We start from the raw sequence: 16,961 nt of genomic DNA, 5'->3' as shown, positions 1-16,961 counted from the left end.
CGTCGGCTGCCGCCACCAGCTCGTTAGTCTGGGCACATGACCACCTCACATGTGCTGACCTGGGAAGTCGTGGACAACCAGGGGTACGAGACCGCCTGGGTCACCGTGGCGGACGGCGCCTTGACGGCGCGCGGGCGGGCTGTCGGCATCTCCCCCGAGCCGTACTGGATCTCCTACGAGCTGCGCACCGGAACCGCCTTCGTGACCCGAGAGCTGACGGTGACGGCGGAGTCCGCGGACGGGGTGCGCACCGTGGTGCTGCGGCGCGACGACGACGGCCGCTGGAGCGTCGACGGCGAGCCGCGGCCGGACCTCGACGGCGCGCTCGACTGCGATCTGGGGCTCTGCCCGCTGACGAACACCATGCCCGTGCTGCGACACGGACTGCACCTCGTCGACGGTCCGGGCGGCGCCGAAAGGTCCGGCGTCGAGCGGGAGTTCCTCATGGCGTGGGTGTCGGTGCCCGATCTGACGGTCTCCCCGTCCGCCCAGACGTACACCCGGCTGGAGCCCACGGAGGACGGCGGCGCGCTGCTGCGGTACGCCTCCGGGGACTTCCGTCGTGACATCGAGGTCGACGGCGACGGTTTCGTGGTCGACTACCCGGACCTGGCCTATCTCATCGGCCACAGCGAACGCGGCGACGCGCAGTAGAAGGGCGGTTACGGCATGAGGCTCACGGTCCTCGGCGGCGGGGGTTTCCGAATGCCGTTGGTGTACGGGGCGCTGCTCGCCGACCGCGGCGCGGGGCGGGTCACCGAGGTGGTCCTGCACGACCTCGACGCGGGCCGGCTCTCCGCCGTCGCGCGGGTCCTCGCCGACCAGGCGGCCGGGGTGCCCGACGCGCCCGCGGTGTCGGTGACCCGTGACCTCGACGAGGCGCTGCGGGGCGCGGACTTCGTGTTCTCCGCGATCCGGGTCGGGGGGTTGTCGGGCCGGGCGGCCGACGAGCGGATCGCGCTCGCGGAGGGGGTGCTCGGGCAGGAGACGGTGGGCGCCGGCGGCATCGCGTACGGACTGCGCACCGTCCCGGTGGCCCGCGCGATCGCCCGGCGGATCGCGGCCCTCGCGCCCGACGCCTGGGTCATCAACTTCACCAATCCGGCGGGCCTGGTGACCGAGGCGATGGCCCGTCACCTCGGCGGGCGGGTGATCGGGATCTGCGACTCGCCGGTGGGGCTGGGGCGGCGGGTGGCCCGGGTGCTGGGGGTCGACCCGGACGCCGCGTTCTTCGACTACGCGGGGTTGAACCACCTGGGCTGGCTGCGCGGGGTGCGCGTCGGGGGCGAGGACGTCCTGCCCCGACTGCTGGCCGATCCCGAGCTGCTCGGCTCCTTCGAGGAGGGCAGGCTCTTCGGCCCCGAGTGGCTGCACACCCTGGGCGCGGTCCCCAACGAGTACCTGCACTACTACTACTTCAACCGGGAGACGGTGCGGGCCTACCGGGAGGCCGAGCAGACCCGCGGGGCCTTCCTCGACGGGCAACAGGCCCGGTTCTACGCGGCGATGGAGCGCGCCGACACCCCGGCGCTGGCGACCTGGGACCGCACCCGCGCCGAACGCGAGGCCACGTACATGGCGCACAACCGCGAAGCGGCGGGCGCGGGCGAGCGCGACGGGGCGGACCTGGAGTCCGGGGGGTACGAGCAGGTCGCCCTCGCCCTGATGCACGCCATCGCCCACGACCGCCGCACCTCCTTGATCCTCAACGTGCGCAACCGGGGCGCCCTGGCGCTGCTGGACGCGGACGCGGTGGTGGAGGTGCCCTGCACGGTGGACGCGAACGGTGCGCACCCGCTCGCCGTGGCCCCGCTGCCCGATCACGCCGGCGCCCTGGTGGGCGCGGTGAAGGCGGTGGAGCGCGAGGTGCTGGCCGCGGCGGAGACCGGCTCGCGGGCCCGGGCGGTGGCCGCGTTCGCCCTGCATCCGCTGGTCGACTCGGTGGCTGCGGCCCGTCGGCTGGTGGACGCGTACACGGCCGCCCATCCGACGCTGGCGTACCTCACGGCCTGAGCCTTCCGCGCCGGTGGGCGGCGGGGTCGCCCACAGGCGCTGCGGGGGGTGCGCCGATAGAATCGAGGCATGGCTGAGCGCCACGGCGCGCCCGCCGCCCCCGAGCTCGTCATCGAAACGGACGAAGGTTCCACGGTGATGAGCCCGAGTCGGGTCTATCACGTCGGGCGCGACCCCTTGAGCGACATCGTCATCGACGACGACCGGGTCTCCTGGCACCACGCGGTGCTGCGGACGGAACACGGCCACTGGACCGTCGAGGACGAGCAGAGCACCAACGGCACGTTCGCCGACGGAGCCCGGGTGCGGTCCTGGGAGGTGGGTGCGGGCAGCGAGCTGCGGTTCGGCAACCCGGCCGACGGCCCGCGCGCGGTGCTGGTGCGCCGTCCCCCGCCCAAGGCCGGGCTGCCGGTGGCGGTGCCGGGGGCCACCGGCACCTTCCGCGCGCCGACGTCGGTGCGTCCACTGCCGGCGCGCACGGTCCGGATCGGGCGCTCCACGGACAACGACCTCCAGGTGCACGACCTGACGGTCTCGCGCCACCACGCCGAGTTGCGGGCGCGCCCCGGCGGGAACTACGAGATCGTCGACCTCGACTCGCACAACGGCACCTTCCTCAACGGCGAGCCCGTCTCCGTCGCCGCCGTGGGCCCCGGTGACGTGGTCGGCATCGGCCACTCCGCCTTCTGCCTCGTCGGTGACGAGCTGCGGGAGTACGTGGACACCGGCGAGATCGGCCTCGACGTGCAGGACCTGACCGTCACCGTCGACCGGGGCCGCAAGACCCTGCTCGACGCGGTGTCGTTCCCAGTCGGCGAGAAGTGCCTGCTCGCGGTGGTCGGTCCGAGCGGCGCGGGCAAGTCGACCCTGCTCAACGCGTTGACCGGGCTGCGCCCCGCCGACCGCGGCACCGTCTGGTACGACGGCCGGGACCTCTACCACGACTACGCGGAGTTGCGCCGGCGCATCGGCCTCGTCCCGCAGGACGACATCCTGCACACCCAGCTCACCGTGCGGGCGGCCCTCGGGTACGCGGCCGAGTTGCGCTTCCCCCAGGACGCGGCGCCCGCCGAGCGGCGCGAGCGCGTCCTGGAGGTGATCCGCGAACTGGGTCTGAAGGAACGCGCCGACCAGCACGTCCACTCGCTCTCCGGCGGCCAGCGCAAGCGCGTCAGCGTCGCGCTGGAGCTGCTGACCAAGCCGTCGCTGCTCTTCCTGGACGAGCCCACGTCCGGTCTGGACCCCGGGATGGACCGCTCGGTGATGCAGATGCTGCGCTCGCTCGCCGACGACGGGCGGACCGTGGTGGTCGTGACGCACAGCGTGTTGAGCCTGGACGTGTGCGACCGGCTGTTGGTGTTGGCGCCGGGCGGGCGGATCGCTTACTACGGTCCGCCGGACGAGGCGCTGGCCTACTTCGGCCACGAGCGGTGGCCCGAGGCGTTCGAGGCGTTCGAGAACGACCGGGACCGCGACTGGGCGGGGGCGTACCGCTCCTCCCCGTACCACCGCCGGTACGTCACCGACGCCTCCTCGCAGCCGAGGGGCCCGGTCGGCGGGACGTCGGGCGCACCGCCGCCCCCGCCGATCGAGCCGCAGAGCTGGGGCGCCCAGCTGTGGACGCTGGTGCGGCGCTACGCGCGGGCGCTGAGCGCGGACCGCACGTTCCTGGTCGTGATGATCGCGCTGCCGTTCGTGATGGGTGCGATGGCCCGGGCGCTCGCGGGCAGTGCGCTCACGGCGCAGACCGCGCTCAACGCGCTGTTGATCCTGTGCGTGGGCGGGGTGCTGACGGGCGCCGCGAACGCGGTGCGGGAGTTGGTGAAGGAGCGGGTGATCTACCAGCGGGAGCGGGCGGTGGGGTTGTCGCGGTCGGCGTACTTGATGTCCAAGGTGGTGGTGCTCGGCACGGTGACCGTGGTCCAGGCGGTGGTGCTCACCCTCGTGGGCCTCGCGGGCGTGTCGCTGAACGCGCCGGGCGGCAGCGGGGTGCTCCTCCCACCGCTGGTGGAACTCACGCTCGCGGTGGCCCTGCTGTCCTTCACCGCGATGATGCTGGGGCTGCTGATCTCCGCGCTGGTGCGCAAGGAGGAGGTCACCATGCCGCTGCTGGTGCTCCTCGCGATCGTCCAGGTGGTGTTCTGCGGTGCGCTGTTGAAGCTGGACGGACTGCCGGTGGCGGAGCAGTTGGCGTGGCTGGTGCCGTCGCGGTGGGCGCTGGGGGCGATGGCGTCCACGATCGGGCTGTCCCGGCTGGTGCCGGGGAGCCTGACGGCGGATCCGCTCTTCGAGCACTCCGTGTCGGTCTGGCTGTTGGACATGGGCATGATGGTGGTGCTGGCCGTGCTGTACGGCTGGCTGGTCGCTGTGCTCCTGCGCCGTCAGGAGCCGACGGTGATGCGGAAGTAGCGCCGTGTGCGCCGCCGACCACGCCCACAGCGCCCGGGAGCCGGGTTTCGAGCCCACGCACGTGGTGCCCCCCGACGGCATGTCCGCCTGGGAGACCCCGGACGACTCCCGGCCCACGGACGTCCTGGACCCGCTGCTGCCGGTGCGGCTCGCCGACCGCCGGGGCGACTGGGGCCGGATCGTGTGTGCGAACGGCTGGTCGGCGTGGGTCGACGGGCGGCTGCTCGTCTCCGTGCCCCAGGCGCCGCCGGCCACCGGTCGCCCGTTGACCCGCACGGCCGACCAGCGTCCCCAGCTGGCGAAGGTCGCCGAGGCCGTCGGGCGCTACCGCAGCGCCGTGGACGACCTCGCGGAGGGGCGGATCGACCGCGAGACCTTCCGGCGCCGCACCCGGGGGGTGCGGGTGGGGGTGGTGGTCGACGGGGAGTCGGTCTGGCTGTACGAGGCGGAGCACGAGCGCTGGGTGTACGGCGACGGCAGCCGGCTGAGCACGTTCGCGGTCTCGGCGCCACCGGCGGGCGAGCACGCGCACGGTCCGACCCGTGACCGGGAGCCCACCGACGAGCAGGACTCCTGGGACGAACAGGAGTCGTGGGAGGAGCGGCAGTCGTGGGAGGAGCGGCGCTCCTCGGACGACGACGACTCGGATGACCACGAGCACGAGCACGAGCACGACCACCGCCATCACCACGACCGCGGGTCGGACGACTGGTCCTCCGACGACGAGGGCTCCCCCGCCGGCGACGAGCCGACCCGGCCGTGGCGCCCGGACTCCGACGGCCACCCGCCCACCCGGGTGGGCGGTGAGCCCTGATGGCCCGGGACCGGGACGTCGGCAGGGCCGTCGGCAGGGACACCGAGCGGGACGTCGACCCGGTGTCCGGCCGGCCGTCGGAGCTGCTCGGGCGGCGCATCGCCGGCTACCGGATCGACGAGGAGGTCGGGCGCGGCGGCATGGCGGTGGTGTACCGGGCCCGGGACCTGCACCTGGACCGTACGGTCGCGCTGAAGCTGCTGGCGCCCGAACTCGCCCGCAACGACACGTTCCGCAAGCGGTTCACCCATGAGTCGCGGGTGGCGGCGGCCATCGACCACCCGCACATCGTGCCGGTCTTCGAAGCGGGCGAGACGCAGGGCCTGCTGTACATCGCCATGCGCTACGTCCCCGGGCAGGACCTGCGGGCCCTGCTGAACCGGGAGGGGCCGCTGCCCTTCCCCAAGGCGATGCGGATCGCCGCCCAGGTCGCCTCGGCGCTCGACGCGGCTCACGACCACGACCTGGTGCACCGGGACGTGAAGCCGGGGAACGTGCTGGTCGCGGAGGGCACCGACAGCGACCACCCGGAGCACGTGTACCTCACGGACTTCGGACTGACGAAGAAGTCGCTGTCGCTGACCGGGTTCACGACGGTGGGTCAGTTCGTCGGCACCCTCGACTACGTGGCGCCGGAGCAGATCTCCGGGCGCCCGGTGGACGGCCGGTGCGACGTGTACGGCCTCGCCTGCGTGGTGTACGAGATCCTGGCCGGGGCGCCGCCGTTCCAACGCGACGACGACATGGCCCTGTTGTGGGCGCACCAGTTCGATCCGCCTCCTCCGCTGACGGCGCGCCGCCCGGACCTGCCGCACGCGGTGGACGCGGTGGTGGCACGGGCGTTGGCGAAGAGCCCGGACGACCGGTACGACACCTGCGGACGGTTCGTCGCGGCGCTGCGGGCGGCGGCGAGCCGCGGCGACCGGACGCCGTCGCGGGTGGTGCCCCTCGCCGAGGAGCCGGAGCGCCCCGGGGCTCCGCCGGCGCCACCCGCTTGGGCGCGCCCGGTCTTTCCCGGCCTCAGGGCGCCGTTGCCTTGACGGGCGCGGGGAACTGCTCGACCAGCCCACCACCGGGCAGTGGGGCCCAACGCTCCCCGCAGTGCAACGGCGGCCATGCCCACAGGCGCGGAGCCCCCGGGCCCGCGGGCTCCTCCCGCGCGATCAAGGGCACGAAGGGCAGAGGGGGCTACGCGGCCACGACCTACGCGTTGTCCCCTGACGCCGAGCGGCGGCGGACCGCGCCGACGAGCAGCCCGGCCAGGAGCCCGGTGACCAGTCCCCACAGGGCCGCCGCGCCCAGCGCCGTACCCCAGTGGGGCAGCAGTTGCACCCGGGCGGCGAGTGCGCCGCCGACGTCGCCGAGGCCGAACAGCGACAGCCCGTAGCTCACGTCGACCCGGCACAGGAGGGAGACCATGAGCACGGTGAGGACCAGCGCCACCGCCATCCGGAAGGCGTGGTGCCAGGGGCGGAGCGGGGCGGGCGTGCGCACCGCCGCCGCGACGGCCGCGACCGACACCAGGACGGCGAAGACGACGAGCAGCCACCAGACGCGGCCCTCCTCGGCCGCGAGCGAGCGCAGGTCGACGGTGGTGCCGCCGGGGGTGCGCAGCACCGCGTCCAGGGCCTTGGGCATCGGCAGCCCGAAGGGGCCTTCGGCCACCCCGTCCCAGGACGCGCCGAGGCCGAAGCTCATCGCGAGCCACGCGAGGTTGGGCAGGCCGAGCAGGACGACCGCGAGGGTCTCCACCGCGTGCCCCCGGGTCGCGGCCACCACCAGGGCGATCACCAGGGCGAGGGCCACGTAGACCAGCAGCAGGGTGACCATGGCGTGGGCGGCCGGGCGCACCACGGCGTGGAAGCGGACCAGTTGGGCGGGGAGCGGGGCCCGGTGGGAGGCCAGCAGCGCGATGGCGAGCAGGGCGGCCAGCCAGATCAGCCCGTACACCAGGGTGAGCGGGACGTCCGCCTCGAAGCCCGCTTCGGCGGAGATGCCGAGCAGGTCGGCGATGTCGGAGACGGTGCCTTCGGGGGTGACGGCGAAGGAGTGACGGGCGACGGCGGCGAGCCCGACGAGGACGAGCGCCCACAGCGCGCCCAGCCGGGCGGCCCAGCCGAGCAGTTCCCGGGCCCCGGCGACCGCCCGCAGGCGCAGGGGGCGCAGGAAGGAGCGGGCGAGGACGAGGGCGCCCGCGAGGGTGACGGAGAGCGGGACGACGGTCAGCTCGACGCCGGTCGCGCTGAGCGGGCCCGCGTTTCCCGTTAGGTCCACGGTGCCGCCGACCGCGAGGACGGCCACCGCGGCGACGACGGTGGGGAAGGCGCCGCCGGGCAGTTCTCCCGCACCGGCCGCCCACAGTCCGAGCGCCGCCGTGGCGAGCGTCGTCACCAGGGCGGCTGCCACGGCGAGGAAGGCTTGCGTCCAGCCGTGGGCCGCGGGGCCGATGGGCCCGTGGGCGACGAGGGGGTCGGCGGGGGCGGGGTGGCTCACGCTGTCACGCTAGGCAGCGGATCGATGTGGCGCGCGTCGAAGGGGGCCGACCGCGTCAGGCCGACGGCTGATGTCCGTTTGCGGATGCTCGGGGCGCGGCGCACACAATGGCGCCAGGGCCTGTCTCAGACCGGCCCCAGGGGCCGGGGACGTACGGACCGGTCCCGCTCCGGGCCGCCGCCCCGGCGTCGCCTGCACACCGCGTCGTGCGTGTGCACCACTTCCGAGCTGGGGAAGAGCCCGTGAGCGCCGAACCTCCGACCTCCGAACGTCCGACCGGCCCGCCGTCCGGCCCGCTCTCCGAGTGGGAGTCCGGCCGGGGCCGGACTCCCTCGACCGAACCGCCCGACGAAGGCTCGGGCGGTGGTGGTGGCGACGGGGGCGGGGGCGGCGGTGGGGGCGACGGCCCGTTCGGCGGCAAGGAGCCCGGCGGCGACGGCAGCCGTCCGTGGTGGCGCTCCACGCCCCGGCTCGTCCTGCTCGTCGTGGGTCTGCTCGCGGCGATCGCACTGACGTTGGTCCTCACCCTCCAGGGGGGCTCGGGCGGCGGTCAGCAGGGGGAGGTGTTCCTCCAGGCCGCGGGGTCCACCGGCCCCGATCCGTACACCGAGTCGAGCGCGAAGAAGAGCGCTCCCCCGGCGTCCACCGCGCAGCCCAGCAGTCCGCCGCAGGGCGGCAACACCGTGCGCGCGGTGCCCGGCGGGACGCCGGGGCTGTACGGGGGCACGCAGGACGTGGCCAGTTGCGACGTGGAACAGCAGATCCGCTATCTGACGGCCAACCAGGACAAGAACAAGGCGTTCGCGTCCGTGGAGGGCATCGCGCCGGACAAGGTGCCCGACTTCCTGCGGTCGCTGACGCCGGTGCAGCTGCGCATCGACACCCGGGTGACCAACCACGGCTTCCGCAACGGCTCGGCCACCTCCTACCAGGCGGTGCTCCAGGCGGGCACGGCCGTGCTGGTGGACGACCGGGGCATGCCGCGGGTGCGCTGTGCCTGCGGCAATCCGCTCACCCGGCCGCAAGAGCTGAAGGGCACGCCCAGGACCACGGGCACTCCCTGGCCGGGCTACGACGCGAAGAAGGTGGTCGTCGTCGAGCCGGCGCCCCAGCCGCTGAACGAACTCGTCGTCTACGACGAGGACGGCAACAGTTGGTTCACCCGTCCCACCGGATCCGACGGCGGCAAGGACCAGAAGACGACCCCGCCGGCGCAGACCCTGCCGTCCACCTGCCCCTCGGTCGCCGACGGGCAGCCGACGCCGGAGAACTGCATCTCCGAACCGCCGTCGACGGCGCCGGCCGAGTCGCCCACGCCCCCGACGACCTCGCCGCCCGAGGGGCAGACGACGCCACCGCCGCCGCCCGAGGAGCCGCCGACGTCACCCGGCGAGGTGCCGCCGACGACGCCCGAGCCGCCGGTGTCGCCGCCCGCCGAGCAGCCGTCACCGCCGGCCGAGCAGAGCCCGGCCCCTTACTGAGCAGCGGCGTCCGCTCCCGCGGCCGGGTGACGGCCCGGCGCGGGTGCGGACGCCGGGCGGTCAGCCCAGTTCCAGGGTGGTGACGCCGAAGACCCGGTCGGCGCGGACGGCGGGCGCGGGCCCGGTGTACATGCGGACGGTCGGGAACTGGGGCGCCAGACCGCGGGCGGTCGCCAGCGCCGCGGCGTCCTGGAGCGCCTCGGGCATGTCGACCGCGACCGGCTCCTCCGCCCCGAGGTGCGCGGTGAGGCTGTCGAACAGCGCTTCCGCGTCCTCTCGGCCGTCGGCGAAGAGCGGGCCGATGCGGTGGGCGTCGCGACCGGGCCGGATCGCGCCGTACCCGGTGATCCGCCCGTCCCGCAGCCGTGCGTACGCGGTGTGGCCGGGCGCGGTGAGCCAGCGGGCGACGAAGTCGCGACGCTCGGCGGGGAAGCACTCGCGGTCGTACGCGGCGATCGCGTCCATCAGTTCGGGCGTGACGGGTACGACGCCGGGGGCGATGCTCCCGGTGCGCAGCGGGCTGCCGCCGTACCGCACGGTGCTGTAGGAGGCGGTGAAGCCGGAGCGCCGGTAGTTGTCCTGCTGGGCGGGGACGGCGTCGAGGCCGATCAGCCGGGTCCCGGCGTGCGGGAGGGCGGCGCGCCAGGTCGCGAGGCCGATGCCCCGGCCGCGGTGGTCGGGCCGCACCAGGTAGAAGCCGAGGAAGGCGAAGGACTGCGAGTAGGTGACGACGGAGACGGCGGAGACGGGCTGTCCGTCGATGCGGCCGAGGAAGAAGCCGCCGGGGTCGGTGGCGTGGAAGCAGGCGACGTCGCCGTTGCCGGGGTTCCAGCCCTCGGCGGCGGCCCACTCGGCGATCTGCTGCCACTCCTCCCGTGTGGCGCTGGTGACGGTGAGGCCGGTGTCCTCCTGGACCCGGGAGGTCGGGTTCGTCATGGCGGGGGTTCCTTTCGGGCGTCGACGCGACGTCACGGGGACGCCGGAGGGGAGCCGCGGTCGCGGCGGTGGTGCTGCGGGGGCCGTCGGTCAGATGAGGTCCATGGCGGCGACCTCGTCGGGGCTGCCGTAGCTGACGGGCCCCTGGAAGCGTCTTCGTGCGGTGGCCAGCCACCAGACGGTGGCTATCAGCAGCACCACGGCCAGGGCCATCGGCGCGTAGTTGAAGGTGGTGGGGGTGATGGGCGAACTGTGCGGCAGCACGAACAGCAGGCTGCTGAGCGCGATCCACACCACCGCGATCGCGGCGACCGGCCGGCCCCAGCGGCCCAGGTTCCAGGGCCCGGGCTGGAACGCGTCGCCGAGGCGCAGCCTGAGGAAGATGGGCACGCCGTAGGCGAGGTACATGCCGACGACGTTGACGCTGACGATGGCGGCGAAGACGGTGTGGGACCACCAGCCGGGGACGGTCAGCGCCAGCGAGCAGCCAGCGGCCAGCCAGACCGCCTTGACGGGGGTGCGGGTGCGCGGGTTGACGCTGTGCCAGTGCCGGGACCCGGGCATGGCCCCGTCGCGGGAGAAGGCGAAGATCTGGCGGGCGTTGCTGGTCATGTTGGCGAGCCCGCAGAAGAGCATGGCCCCGATGACGACGAGGAGCAGGAGTTGGGCGACGCCCGTGCCGAGGGCGTCGACGAGGACCTGCACGGGCGGCGCCGAGGCGTCCGCGGCGGCGGAGTAGTCCCGGATCGAGTGCACGAGGGCGAGCATCAGGACCAGTCCGGCGACGGCGGAGAAGCCGATGGCGCGCATGATGCCGCGGGGGGTGCTGCGGGTGGCGTGCACGGTCTCCTCCGACATGTGGAAGCTGCCGTCGAAGCCGGTGAAGGTCCAACTGGTCACCAGCAGGCCGAGCATGCCCGCGTACACGGCGCTGGTGAATCCGGTGCCGTTCACGAAGTGCGCGGAGAAGGACATCGGTCGGTGCTGCGCGGGGATCAACAGGAGGCAGCCGACGATGACCGTGACGCCGCCGACGAGCCACCAGACCGAGATCCGGTTGACGGTGGCGACCAGCCGCACGGTGTAGGTGTTGGCGAGCGCCTGGAGGAGCAGGATCAGCGCGGTGATGGCGACCGTGCGCGCGCCGGTGACCTGGTAGGGCGGCCACTGCATGGCGACGAACGCCTGGATGAAGGTGGCGGCGGCGTAGGCGGTGGCGGCGGTGCCGCCGACCTGACCGACGAAGTTCAGCCAGCCGGTGTACCAGGACCAGGCGCCGCGGTGGCGTTTGGCGAGTTTTCCGGCGGCGAAATACAGCGCACCGCTGGTGGGGTACGCGGAGGCGATCTCGGCCATCGCGGCGCCGACGAAGAGCACCATGATCGACACCCCGATCCAGCCGAAGACCAGGACCAGCGGACCGCCCGCCACCATTCCGAACCCGAAGGCGGAGAAAATGCCCGAAATGACGTTGATGATGGTGAAGGAGATGGCGAAATTGTCGAAGGCGCGAAACCGTCGGGTCAGTTTCCGCGGATATCCCATCGCGTGCAGCGTCGCGTCGTCGTCGATGGCCACGCTCCCGTCGCCTCGTTGCCGGCGTTTCGACCCGACGGACGTCGTACCTCCGGACACGCTCTGCTCCTTTCCGCGGGCCGGACTGCTGGTCATGAGGCGGGGACGGCGAGCCCGAGCGCACGCCTCGCCTTGGTCAACTGCTCACTGGGGTCGCCGAAGGCGCTCCACGGCATCCTGGCGGCGTACGGCCCCATCGCCACCAGCACCTCGCGCGCCTCCGCCTCCCGTCTCGCGAGATACAGGGCGTGCGCCAGATAGGACAGGTCCAGCACCGGCGTGAAGGGGTAACGGGGCACCTCGGGCAGCCAGTTGTGGTAGCCGTGCATCGCGGCGGACACCCACTGGGGCTGTCGCCAGGTGCGGTACGCGAGCAGGGACGCGGGGTCGTACTCCTCGACGAGGGTGACCAGCGGCAGCAGTCGCAGCGGCGAGGTGACGGGCGCCCGGTGGCTGAGGTAGGAGGCCACGTCCCACCGTGCGCTGGCGGTGCCGCCGTGGCGGGCGAAGAAGTGGGCCAGGAAGCGGTGGTGGGCCTCGCGGTGGAAGCGGTCGAGCCTGAGGACGCGGGCGAACTGCGGCCAGGGCCCGGGGGGCGCGGTGAGCAGCCCGGGGGGCGCCGGGTGGTGGGAGCGCCGGATGCGGGCGAGGGCCAGTTGGGAGACCCAGGGCGTGGGGTCGCGCGGGTACAGCCGTGCGGCGCGCTCGCAGGCGGATTCGGCGATGCCCAGCAGGGTGCCGGTGTGGGCGTCGCCGGCGTCGGCCGCCCGCAGCGCCCTGAGCATGGCGACCCTGGCCCACAGCAGTGCGGACTCGGGGCCGGGCTCTTCGGCGAGCCAGCGTTCGGCCAGGTCCGAGTCGGCGGCTTCGGAGGCGAGGACGAGCGAGCGGTGGGCGCGGGTGCCGAAGTGTTCGCGGGCGTCCTGGAGCACGCGGTGGGCGCCCAGGTAGCGTCCGGCCTTGACGTCGATGCAGGCTCGGGCGAGCTCGTGGTCATCGGCCGCCGGGTGCCACACGTACTGTCCGCCGAATGAGCCAGCAGGCACGTTCTCCTCCCCCGTTTCCCCCGGATGCCGCCGCGCTTCCGCGCTTTCCGGGCCTGGTCACGGCCCGGCGGAATGCGACCGGATCCCTGTGGATCACTGACGGCGGGACCACACCCTACTCATCAACAAGTGAGGGAGAAAACACTCATCCGGGTTACGCACGAGTCCGCCGCCCCCGGAGGGCGTCGGAACTCAACAGCCGCTGGCATATGCCATAGAGACACCTCCGATCAGCCTTTACCATGCCCCGACCAGGATTACCAAGAGCGAAAGGAAGTTAATCACCCGAAGGGGATCCTCCGCCTGATTTTCCGCCATCTCCACTTGGCTCGTTCATTTCTTGACCTGATCTTCGAGACGCATCGGGACCGCCCCCGAATGCCACATCCGAGCGATGATCAAACGATTCACCCAGCTGCTTGTCGCGTCGACACCGCGCGTGATCCGGCTCGTTGTGTCGGCATGATCAACGCTCGACGCGGCGCACTCCTGACGTCGCTGACCCTCGCCGCCGCCCTCGCGACCGGGTTGACGCCCGGCACCGCCAGTGCGCAGTTCGCCCCCGACACCATCACCGTCGACCCCGTCGGACGCCTCGCGAAGGACGGTGCCGTCACCCTCACGGGCACCTACCGATGCTCCTCGCTCCGCTCGGGCACCGTCCTCATCGGCGTCAAGGCCCTCCAGGGGGGCACCCGGGCCGACACCGACGGCACCGTCGCCGTCTGTGACGACCGCGTGCGCACCTGGCGCAGCAGCGGGCGCGCGCACTCCGGCGCCTTCGTTCCCGGCCGTGCGCGCGGCGAAGCCGCCATGGTGGAGCTGGACTTCTCCCGCGGGCTGCCCCTCCCCCACGTCCTCACCCAAGGCCAGGGCGATCTGACGCTGCGCCGCTGAGGGCCCGCCCGGCGCCCCCGCACCCTGTCGCAGCGGTGGGGGGCGCCGCGCTGAGGGCACGTCAGCCGGCCGAGCCCCGGGCCCGCTCCCGTACGCACCGCAGGGTGACGAACTCGAAGGGGCGCAGTTCCACCGTCACCTCCCGCCCGGCGTGCTCCACCGATCCCTGCTCCGCCAGCGGGCGTTCCAGAACGTCGACCGCCCGTACGTCGTCGGCGTCGAAGCCCAGCGCGACCGCCGCCCGGGCCCGCCCGCCGCGGGCCTCGTACAGGCGGACGACGACGTCGCCGCTGCCGTCGTCCGCGAGCTTCACCGCGCTCACGACCACGTCGTCCCGGTCCACGGCCACCAGGGGCGCCACCGGCCCGGTGCCGACGACCACCCGCTCCGGCACGTTGATGCGAAAGCCCTCGCGCACCGCGTCCGTGACCGTCGCCCCCGGCACCAGGGCGTGCCGGAAGCGGTGCACGCCCCGGTCGGTCGTCGGGTCGGGGAAGCGCGGCGCGCGCAGCAGCGAGGCCCGCACCACGGTCGCCGTGCCCCGCTCGCCGGCGCGCACGGTCCGGGTGACGTCGTGGCCGTACGTCGCGTCGTTCACCACCGCCACGCCCCAGCCGCCCTCCTCCAGGTGGACGAAGCGGTGGTTGCACGCCTCGAACTTCGCCGCCTCCCAACTGGTGTTGGTGTGCGTGGGGCGGTACGCATGGCCGAACTGGGTCTCGGTGGCGTACCGCTCGGCGTGCACGTCCAGCGGGAACGACAGCTTCAGGATCTTCTCCGCCTCCTGCCAGTCCACCTCGGTCTCGACGTCGAGGCGCTTGGCGCCCGCGCTCAGCGTCAGGAGCTGGGTGACGCGGGACGCGCCGAAGCTGCGGACCACCCGCACCCCTGCCGACGCGCCCTCGATCACGGGGGTGACCTCGTCGAGAGCGGTCAGCTCGGTGACCGTGTTGCGGTAGTACGCATCGACGTCCCAGGCGTCCCACATCACGGGGGCGTCGGGGTGGAGCTGGAGCAGCCCGACGGCCGCGCCGGGCGCCACCGCCTCGCGCTCGGCGCCGATGTCGTACACGGACACGGCGAGGCCCCGGTCGTCGATCGCCACCTCCAACAGGCCGTTGTCGAGCACGTATCCGCCGCCGTCGCGCGCGGTCAGCCGGGTGCCGCCGCCGGTGGTGGCCGGGGCGGCGCCACCGGCGGGCACGCCGTGGCGCTCGTGCGGGGCCGCGTTGAAGACCAGCGCGGCGCCGGCCGCGGCGTCGCCCGCGAGGGCGCGCTGGGCGTCGCCCACCACGGCGTCGAGTCCGGCCGCGACGCGCGCGTACTCCTCCTCGGCCTCCCGGTGGACCCAGGCGATGGAGGAGCCGGGCAGGATGTCGTGGAACTGGTGCAGCAGCACCGTCTTCCACAGCCGGTCCAGCAGCTCGTACGGATAGCGGAACCCGGTCCGCACGGCGGCGGTCGCGGCCCACAGCTCCGCCTCCCGCAGCAGGTGCTCGCTGCGGCGGTTGCCCTGTTTGGTGCGGGCCTGGCTGGTCAGGGTGCCCCGGTGCAGCTCCAGGTACAACTCGCCGACCCACACCGGCGGTTCGGCGTACTCGGCCTCGGCGCGGTCGAAGAAGTCCGCGGGGCGCTCCCACACGACGGTCGGCGAACCCTCCAGACTGCGCAGCCGGTCGGCCTTGGCGACCATCTCCCGGGTGGTGCCGCCCCCGCCGTCGCCCCAGCCGGTGGGGGCCAGGGAGTGGCGCGCCGCGCCCTTCTCCTTGAAGGTGCGGGCCGCGTGCGCCACTTCACCGCCGGTCAGGGCGCAGGTGTAGGTGTCGACCGGGGGGAAGTGGGTGAAGACCCGGGTGCCGTCGATGCCCTCCCACTGGAAGGTGTGATGGGGGAAGGAGTTCGTCCTCGACCAGGAGATCTTCTGGGTCAGCAGCCGGGTGACGCCCGCGGCCCGCAGGATCTGCGGCAGTCCGGCGGCGAAGCCGAAGGTGTCGGGGAGCCACGCCTCGGTGCACTCCACGCCGAACTCGGCGAGGAAGAAGCGCTGACCGTGGACGAACTGACGGACCATGGCCTCCGCGCCGGGCATGTTGGTGTCGGACTCCACCCACATGCCGCCGACGGGCACGAAGCGACCGTCCGCGACGGCCGCCGTGACCTTCGCGTACACCTCCGGCCGGTGCTCCTTGAGCCAGGCGAACTGCTGGGCCTGCGACATGGCGAAGACGAACCCGTCGTCGGTGGCGCCGCTGTCGCCGGTGGCGTCGATCAGTGCGGTCATGTTCGCTGCGGTACGGGCCACCTTGCGGACGGTCTCCCGCAGCGGCCACAGCCAGGCGGAGTCGATGTGGGCGTGCCCGACGGCGCTGATCCGGTGGGCGGAGGGGGCGGCGGGCGCGGCGAGCACGTCCTTGAGGTGCCGACGGGCAGCGTTCGCCGTGCCGTTCACGTCCTGGAGGTCGAGGGCGTCCAAGGCGCGCGAGAGCGCCCGCAGCACCTCGTGGCGGCGCTCGCCGTCGACGGGCAGCTCCCGCATCAGCTCGTCGAGCACCTCCAGGTCCAGGGCCAGGTGCCAGGTGGACTCGTCGAAGACGGCGAGGTCCATCCGGCCGAGGCGGTACTGCGGGGCGTCCCCCGCGGTCCGCGGATCGCCGAGCGGGGTGGGGCCGAACGCGAACGGTCTGTCGCCGAGGATCACCGGATTGGCCGCGGCCTCGATGTGCAGCGCCACCTCCTCGCCGCCCGCCGCGGGTGATCCGACGCGCACCCACGCGTTGCGCGGGTTGAGGCCCTTCACCGGCGTCCCGTCGGGCCGGTAGACCAGGCCCTCGCACTGGAAGCCGGGCAGGTCCGCGTCGAAGCCGAGGTCGAGGAGCGCTTCGACGGTGCGGCCCGCCCAGGCTTCGGGGACGGTCCCGGTCACCCGGAACCAACTCGTCCGCCAGGGGGCGCCCCACCACTCGCCCACCGCGAAGGGCCGCGCCTCGGCGGCGAGCCCCTCGTGGACCGGCACGGGTTCGCCGGGGGCGTGCCACACCGCCACGTCCAGCGGGACGGAGACGGGGTGGATCGCGGGCCGGACGCGTTCGTCCAGGACCCGCCGCAGACGGGCCTCGACGAGGGTGCGGTCGTCATGCATGAAGGCTGCTCCCGGGTGGGGTGAAGGCGGTGGGGAGGACGGGCTGCACGGGGTGCGTCGATCGCTTCGGCTGCTTCCGTTGGTCCGGTCGATTCCGTTGGTTCCGTTGGTTCCGTTGCGTGACAGCGTTGTCAGACACGGGGCCGACCCTGCAAGGG

General features: G+C 73.4%; 12 protein-coding genes. 7 read left to right on the top strand and 5 right to left on the bottom strand.

The genetic code is table 11. The features are described from left to right. The first annotated feature begins 36 nt into the window (after positions 1 to 36). From AB0E05_RS21880 to AB0E05_RS21860, 5 genes are all read left to right on the top strand, one after another. The gene (locus tag AB0E05_RS21880) at positions 37 to 654 is read left to right on the top strand and encodes a putative glycolipid-binding domain-containing protein (RefSeq protein WP_361965927.1); all 618 of its coding nucleotides are present in this window, start codon (positions 37 to 39) and stop codon (positions 652 to 654) included. Between the two features lie 15 nt (positions 655 to 669). Then, positions 670 to 2,013 (top strand): 6-phospho-beta-glucosidase, encoded by a 1,344-nt coding sequence (locus AB0E05_RS21875; RefSeq protein ID WP_361965925.1) that lies wholly within the window; start codon positions 670 to 672, stop codon positions 2,011 to 2,013. Positions 2,014 to 2,082: 69 nt separating this feature from the next. Further along, positions 2,083 to 4,422, top strand: a complete 2,340-nt coding sequence (locus AB0E05_RS21870) for an FHA domain-containing protein (RefSeq protein WP_361965923.1) — start codon at positions 2,083 to 2,085, stop codon at positions 4,420 to 4,422. A gap of 4 nt (positions 4,423 to 4,426) precedes the next feature. Beyond that, positions 4,427 to 5,236, top strand: a complete 810-nt coding sequence (locus AB0E05_RS21865) for a hypothetical protein (protein WP_361965921.1) — start codon at positions 4,427 to 4,429, stop codon at positions 5,234 to 5,236. Then, complete coding sequence (locus tag AB0E05_RS21860; protein WP_361965919.1) at positions 5,236 to 6,276, top strand: serine/threonine-protein kinase; 1,041 nt, start codon at positions 5,236 to 5,238, stop codon at positions 6,274 to 6,276. The genes AB0E05_RS21865 and AB0E05_RS21860 overlap by 1 nt, the downstream gene beginning before the upstream one ends. 163 nt (positions 6,277 to 6,439) lie before the next feature. Here the strand turns inward: AB0E05_RS21860 and AB0E05_RS21855 are convergent, their stop codons facing one another. Continuing rightward, positions 6,440 to 7,729, bottom strand: coding sequence for a streptophobe family protein (locus AB0E05_RS21855; RefSeq protein WP_361965917.1), 1,290 nt, complete (start codon positions 7,727 to 7,729; stop codon positions 6,440 to 6,442). Positions 7,730 to 7,971: 242 nt separating this feature from the next. On the opposite strand from AB0E05_RS21855, the gene AB0E05_RS21850 reads away from it, so the two are divergent. Next, entirely contained in the window at positions 7,972 to 9,210 is a 1,239-nt protein-coding gene (locus AB0E05_RS21850) for a DUF6777 domain-containing protein (protein WP_361965915.1), read from the top strand. 60 nt (positions 9,211 to 9,270) lie between these two features. Here the strand turns inward: AB0E05_RS21850 and AB0E05_RS21845 are convergent, their stop codons facing one another. From AB0E05_RS21845 to AB0E05_RS21835, 3 genes are all read right to left on the bottom strand, one after another. Beyond that, positions 9,271 to 10,146 carry a GNAT family N-acetyltransferase gene (locus tag AB0E05_RS21845; RefSeq protein ID WP_361965913.1) on the bottom strand — a complete coding sequence of 292 codons (876 nt, stop codon included), beginning with the start codon at positions 10,144 to 10,146 and terminating at the stop codon, positions 9,271 to 9,273. A 90-nt stretch (positions 10,147 to 10,236) separates the two neighbouring features. Continuing rightward, positions 10,237 to 11,691, bottom strand: coding sequence for an amino acid permease (locus tag AB0E05_RS21840; protein ID WP_361966132.1), 1,455 nt, complete (start codon positions 11,689 to 11,691; stop codon positions 10,237 to 10,239). 122 nt (positions 11,692 to 11,813) lie between these two features. Next, entirely contained in the window at positions 11,814 to 12,767 is a 954-nt protein-coding gene (locus AB0E05_RS21835) for a hypothetical protein (protein WP_361965911.1), read from the bottom strand. A 462-nt stretch (positions 12,768 to 13,229) separates the two neighbouring features. Between AB0E05_RS21835 and AB0E05_RS21830 the strand changes: the two genes are divergently transcribed. Continuing rightward, positions 13,230 to 13,664, top strand: a complete 435-nt coding sequence (locus AB0E05_RS21830) for a DUF6299 family protein (RefSeq protein ID WP_361965909.1) — start codon at positions 13,230 to 13,232, stop codon at positions 13,662 to 13,664. 61 nt (positions 13,665 to 13,725) lie between these two features. Here AB0E05_RS21830 and AB0E05_RS21825 read toward each other — a convergent pair whose 3' ends face one another. Further along, positions 13,726 to 16,803, bottom strand: coding sequence for a glycoside hydrolase family 38 C-terminal domain-containing protein (locus AB0E05_RS21825; protein ID WP_361965907.1), 3,078 nt, complete (start codon positions 16,801 to 16,803; stop codon positions 13,726 to 13,728). Positions 16,804 to 16,961 lie beyond the last annotated feature (158 nt).

It is taken from the genome of Streptomyces sp. NPDC048057 (assembly GCF_040653095.1).
Classification (GTDB): domain Bacteria; phylum Actinomycetota; class Actinomycetes; order Streptomycetales; family Streptomycetaceae; genus Streptomyces.
This window is presented reverse-complemented; position numbering and strand designations above follow the sequence as displayed.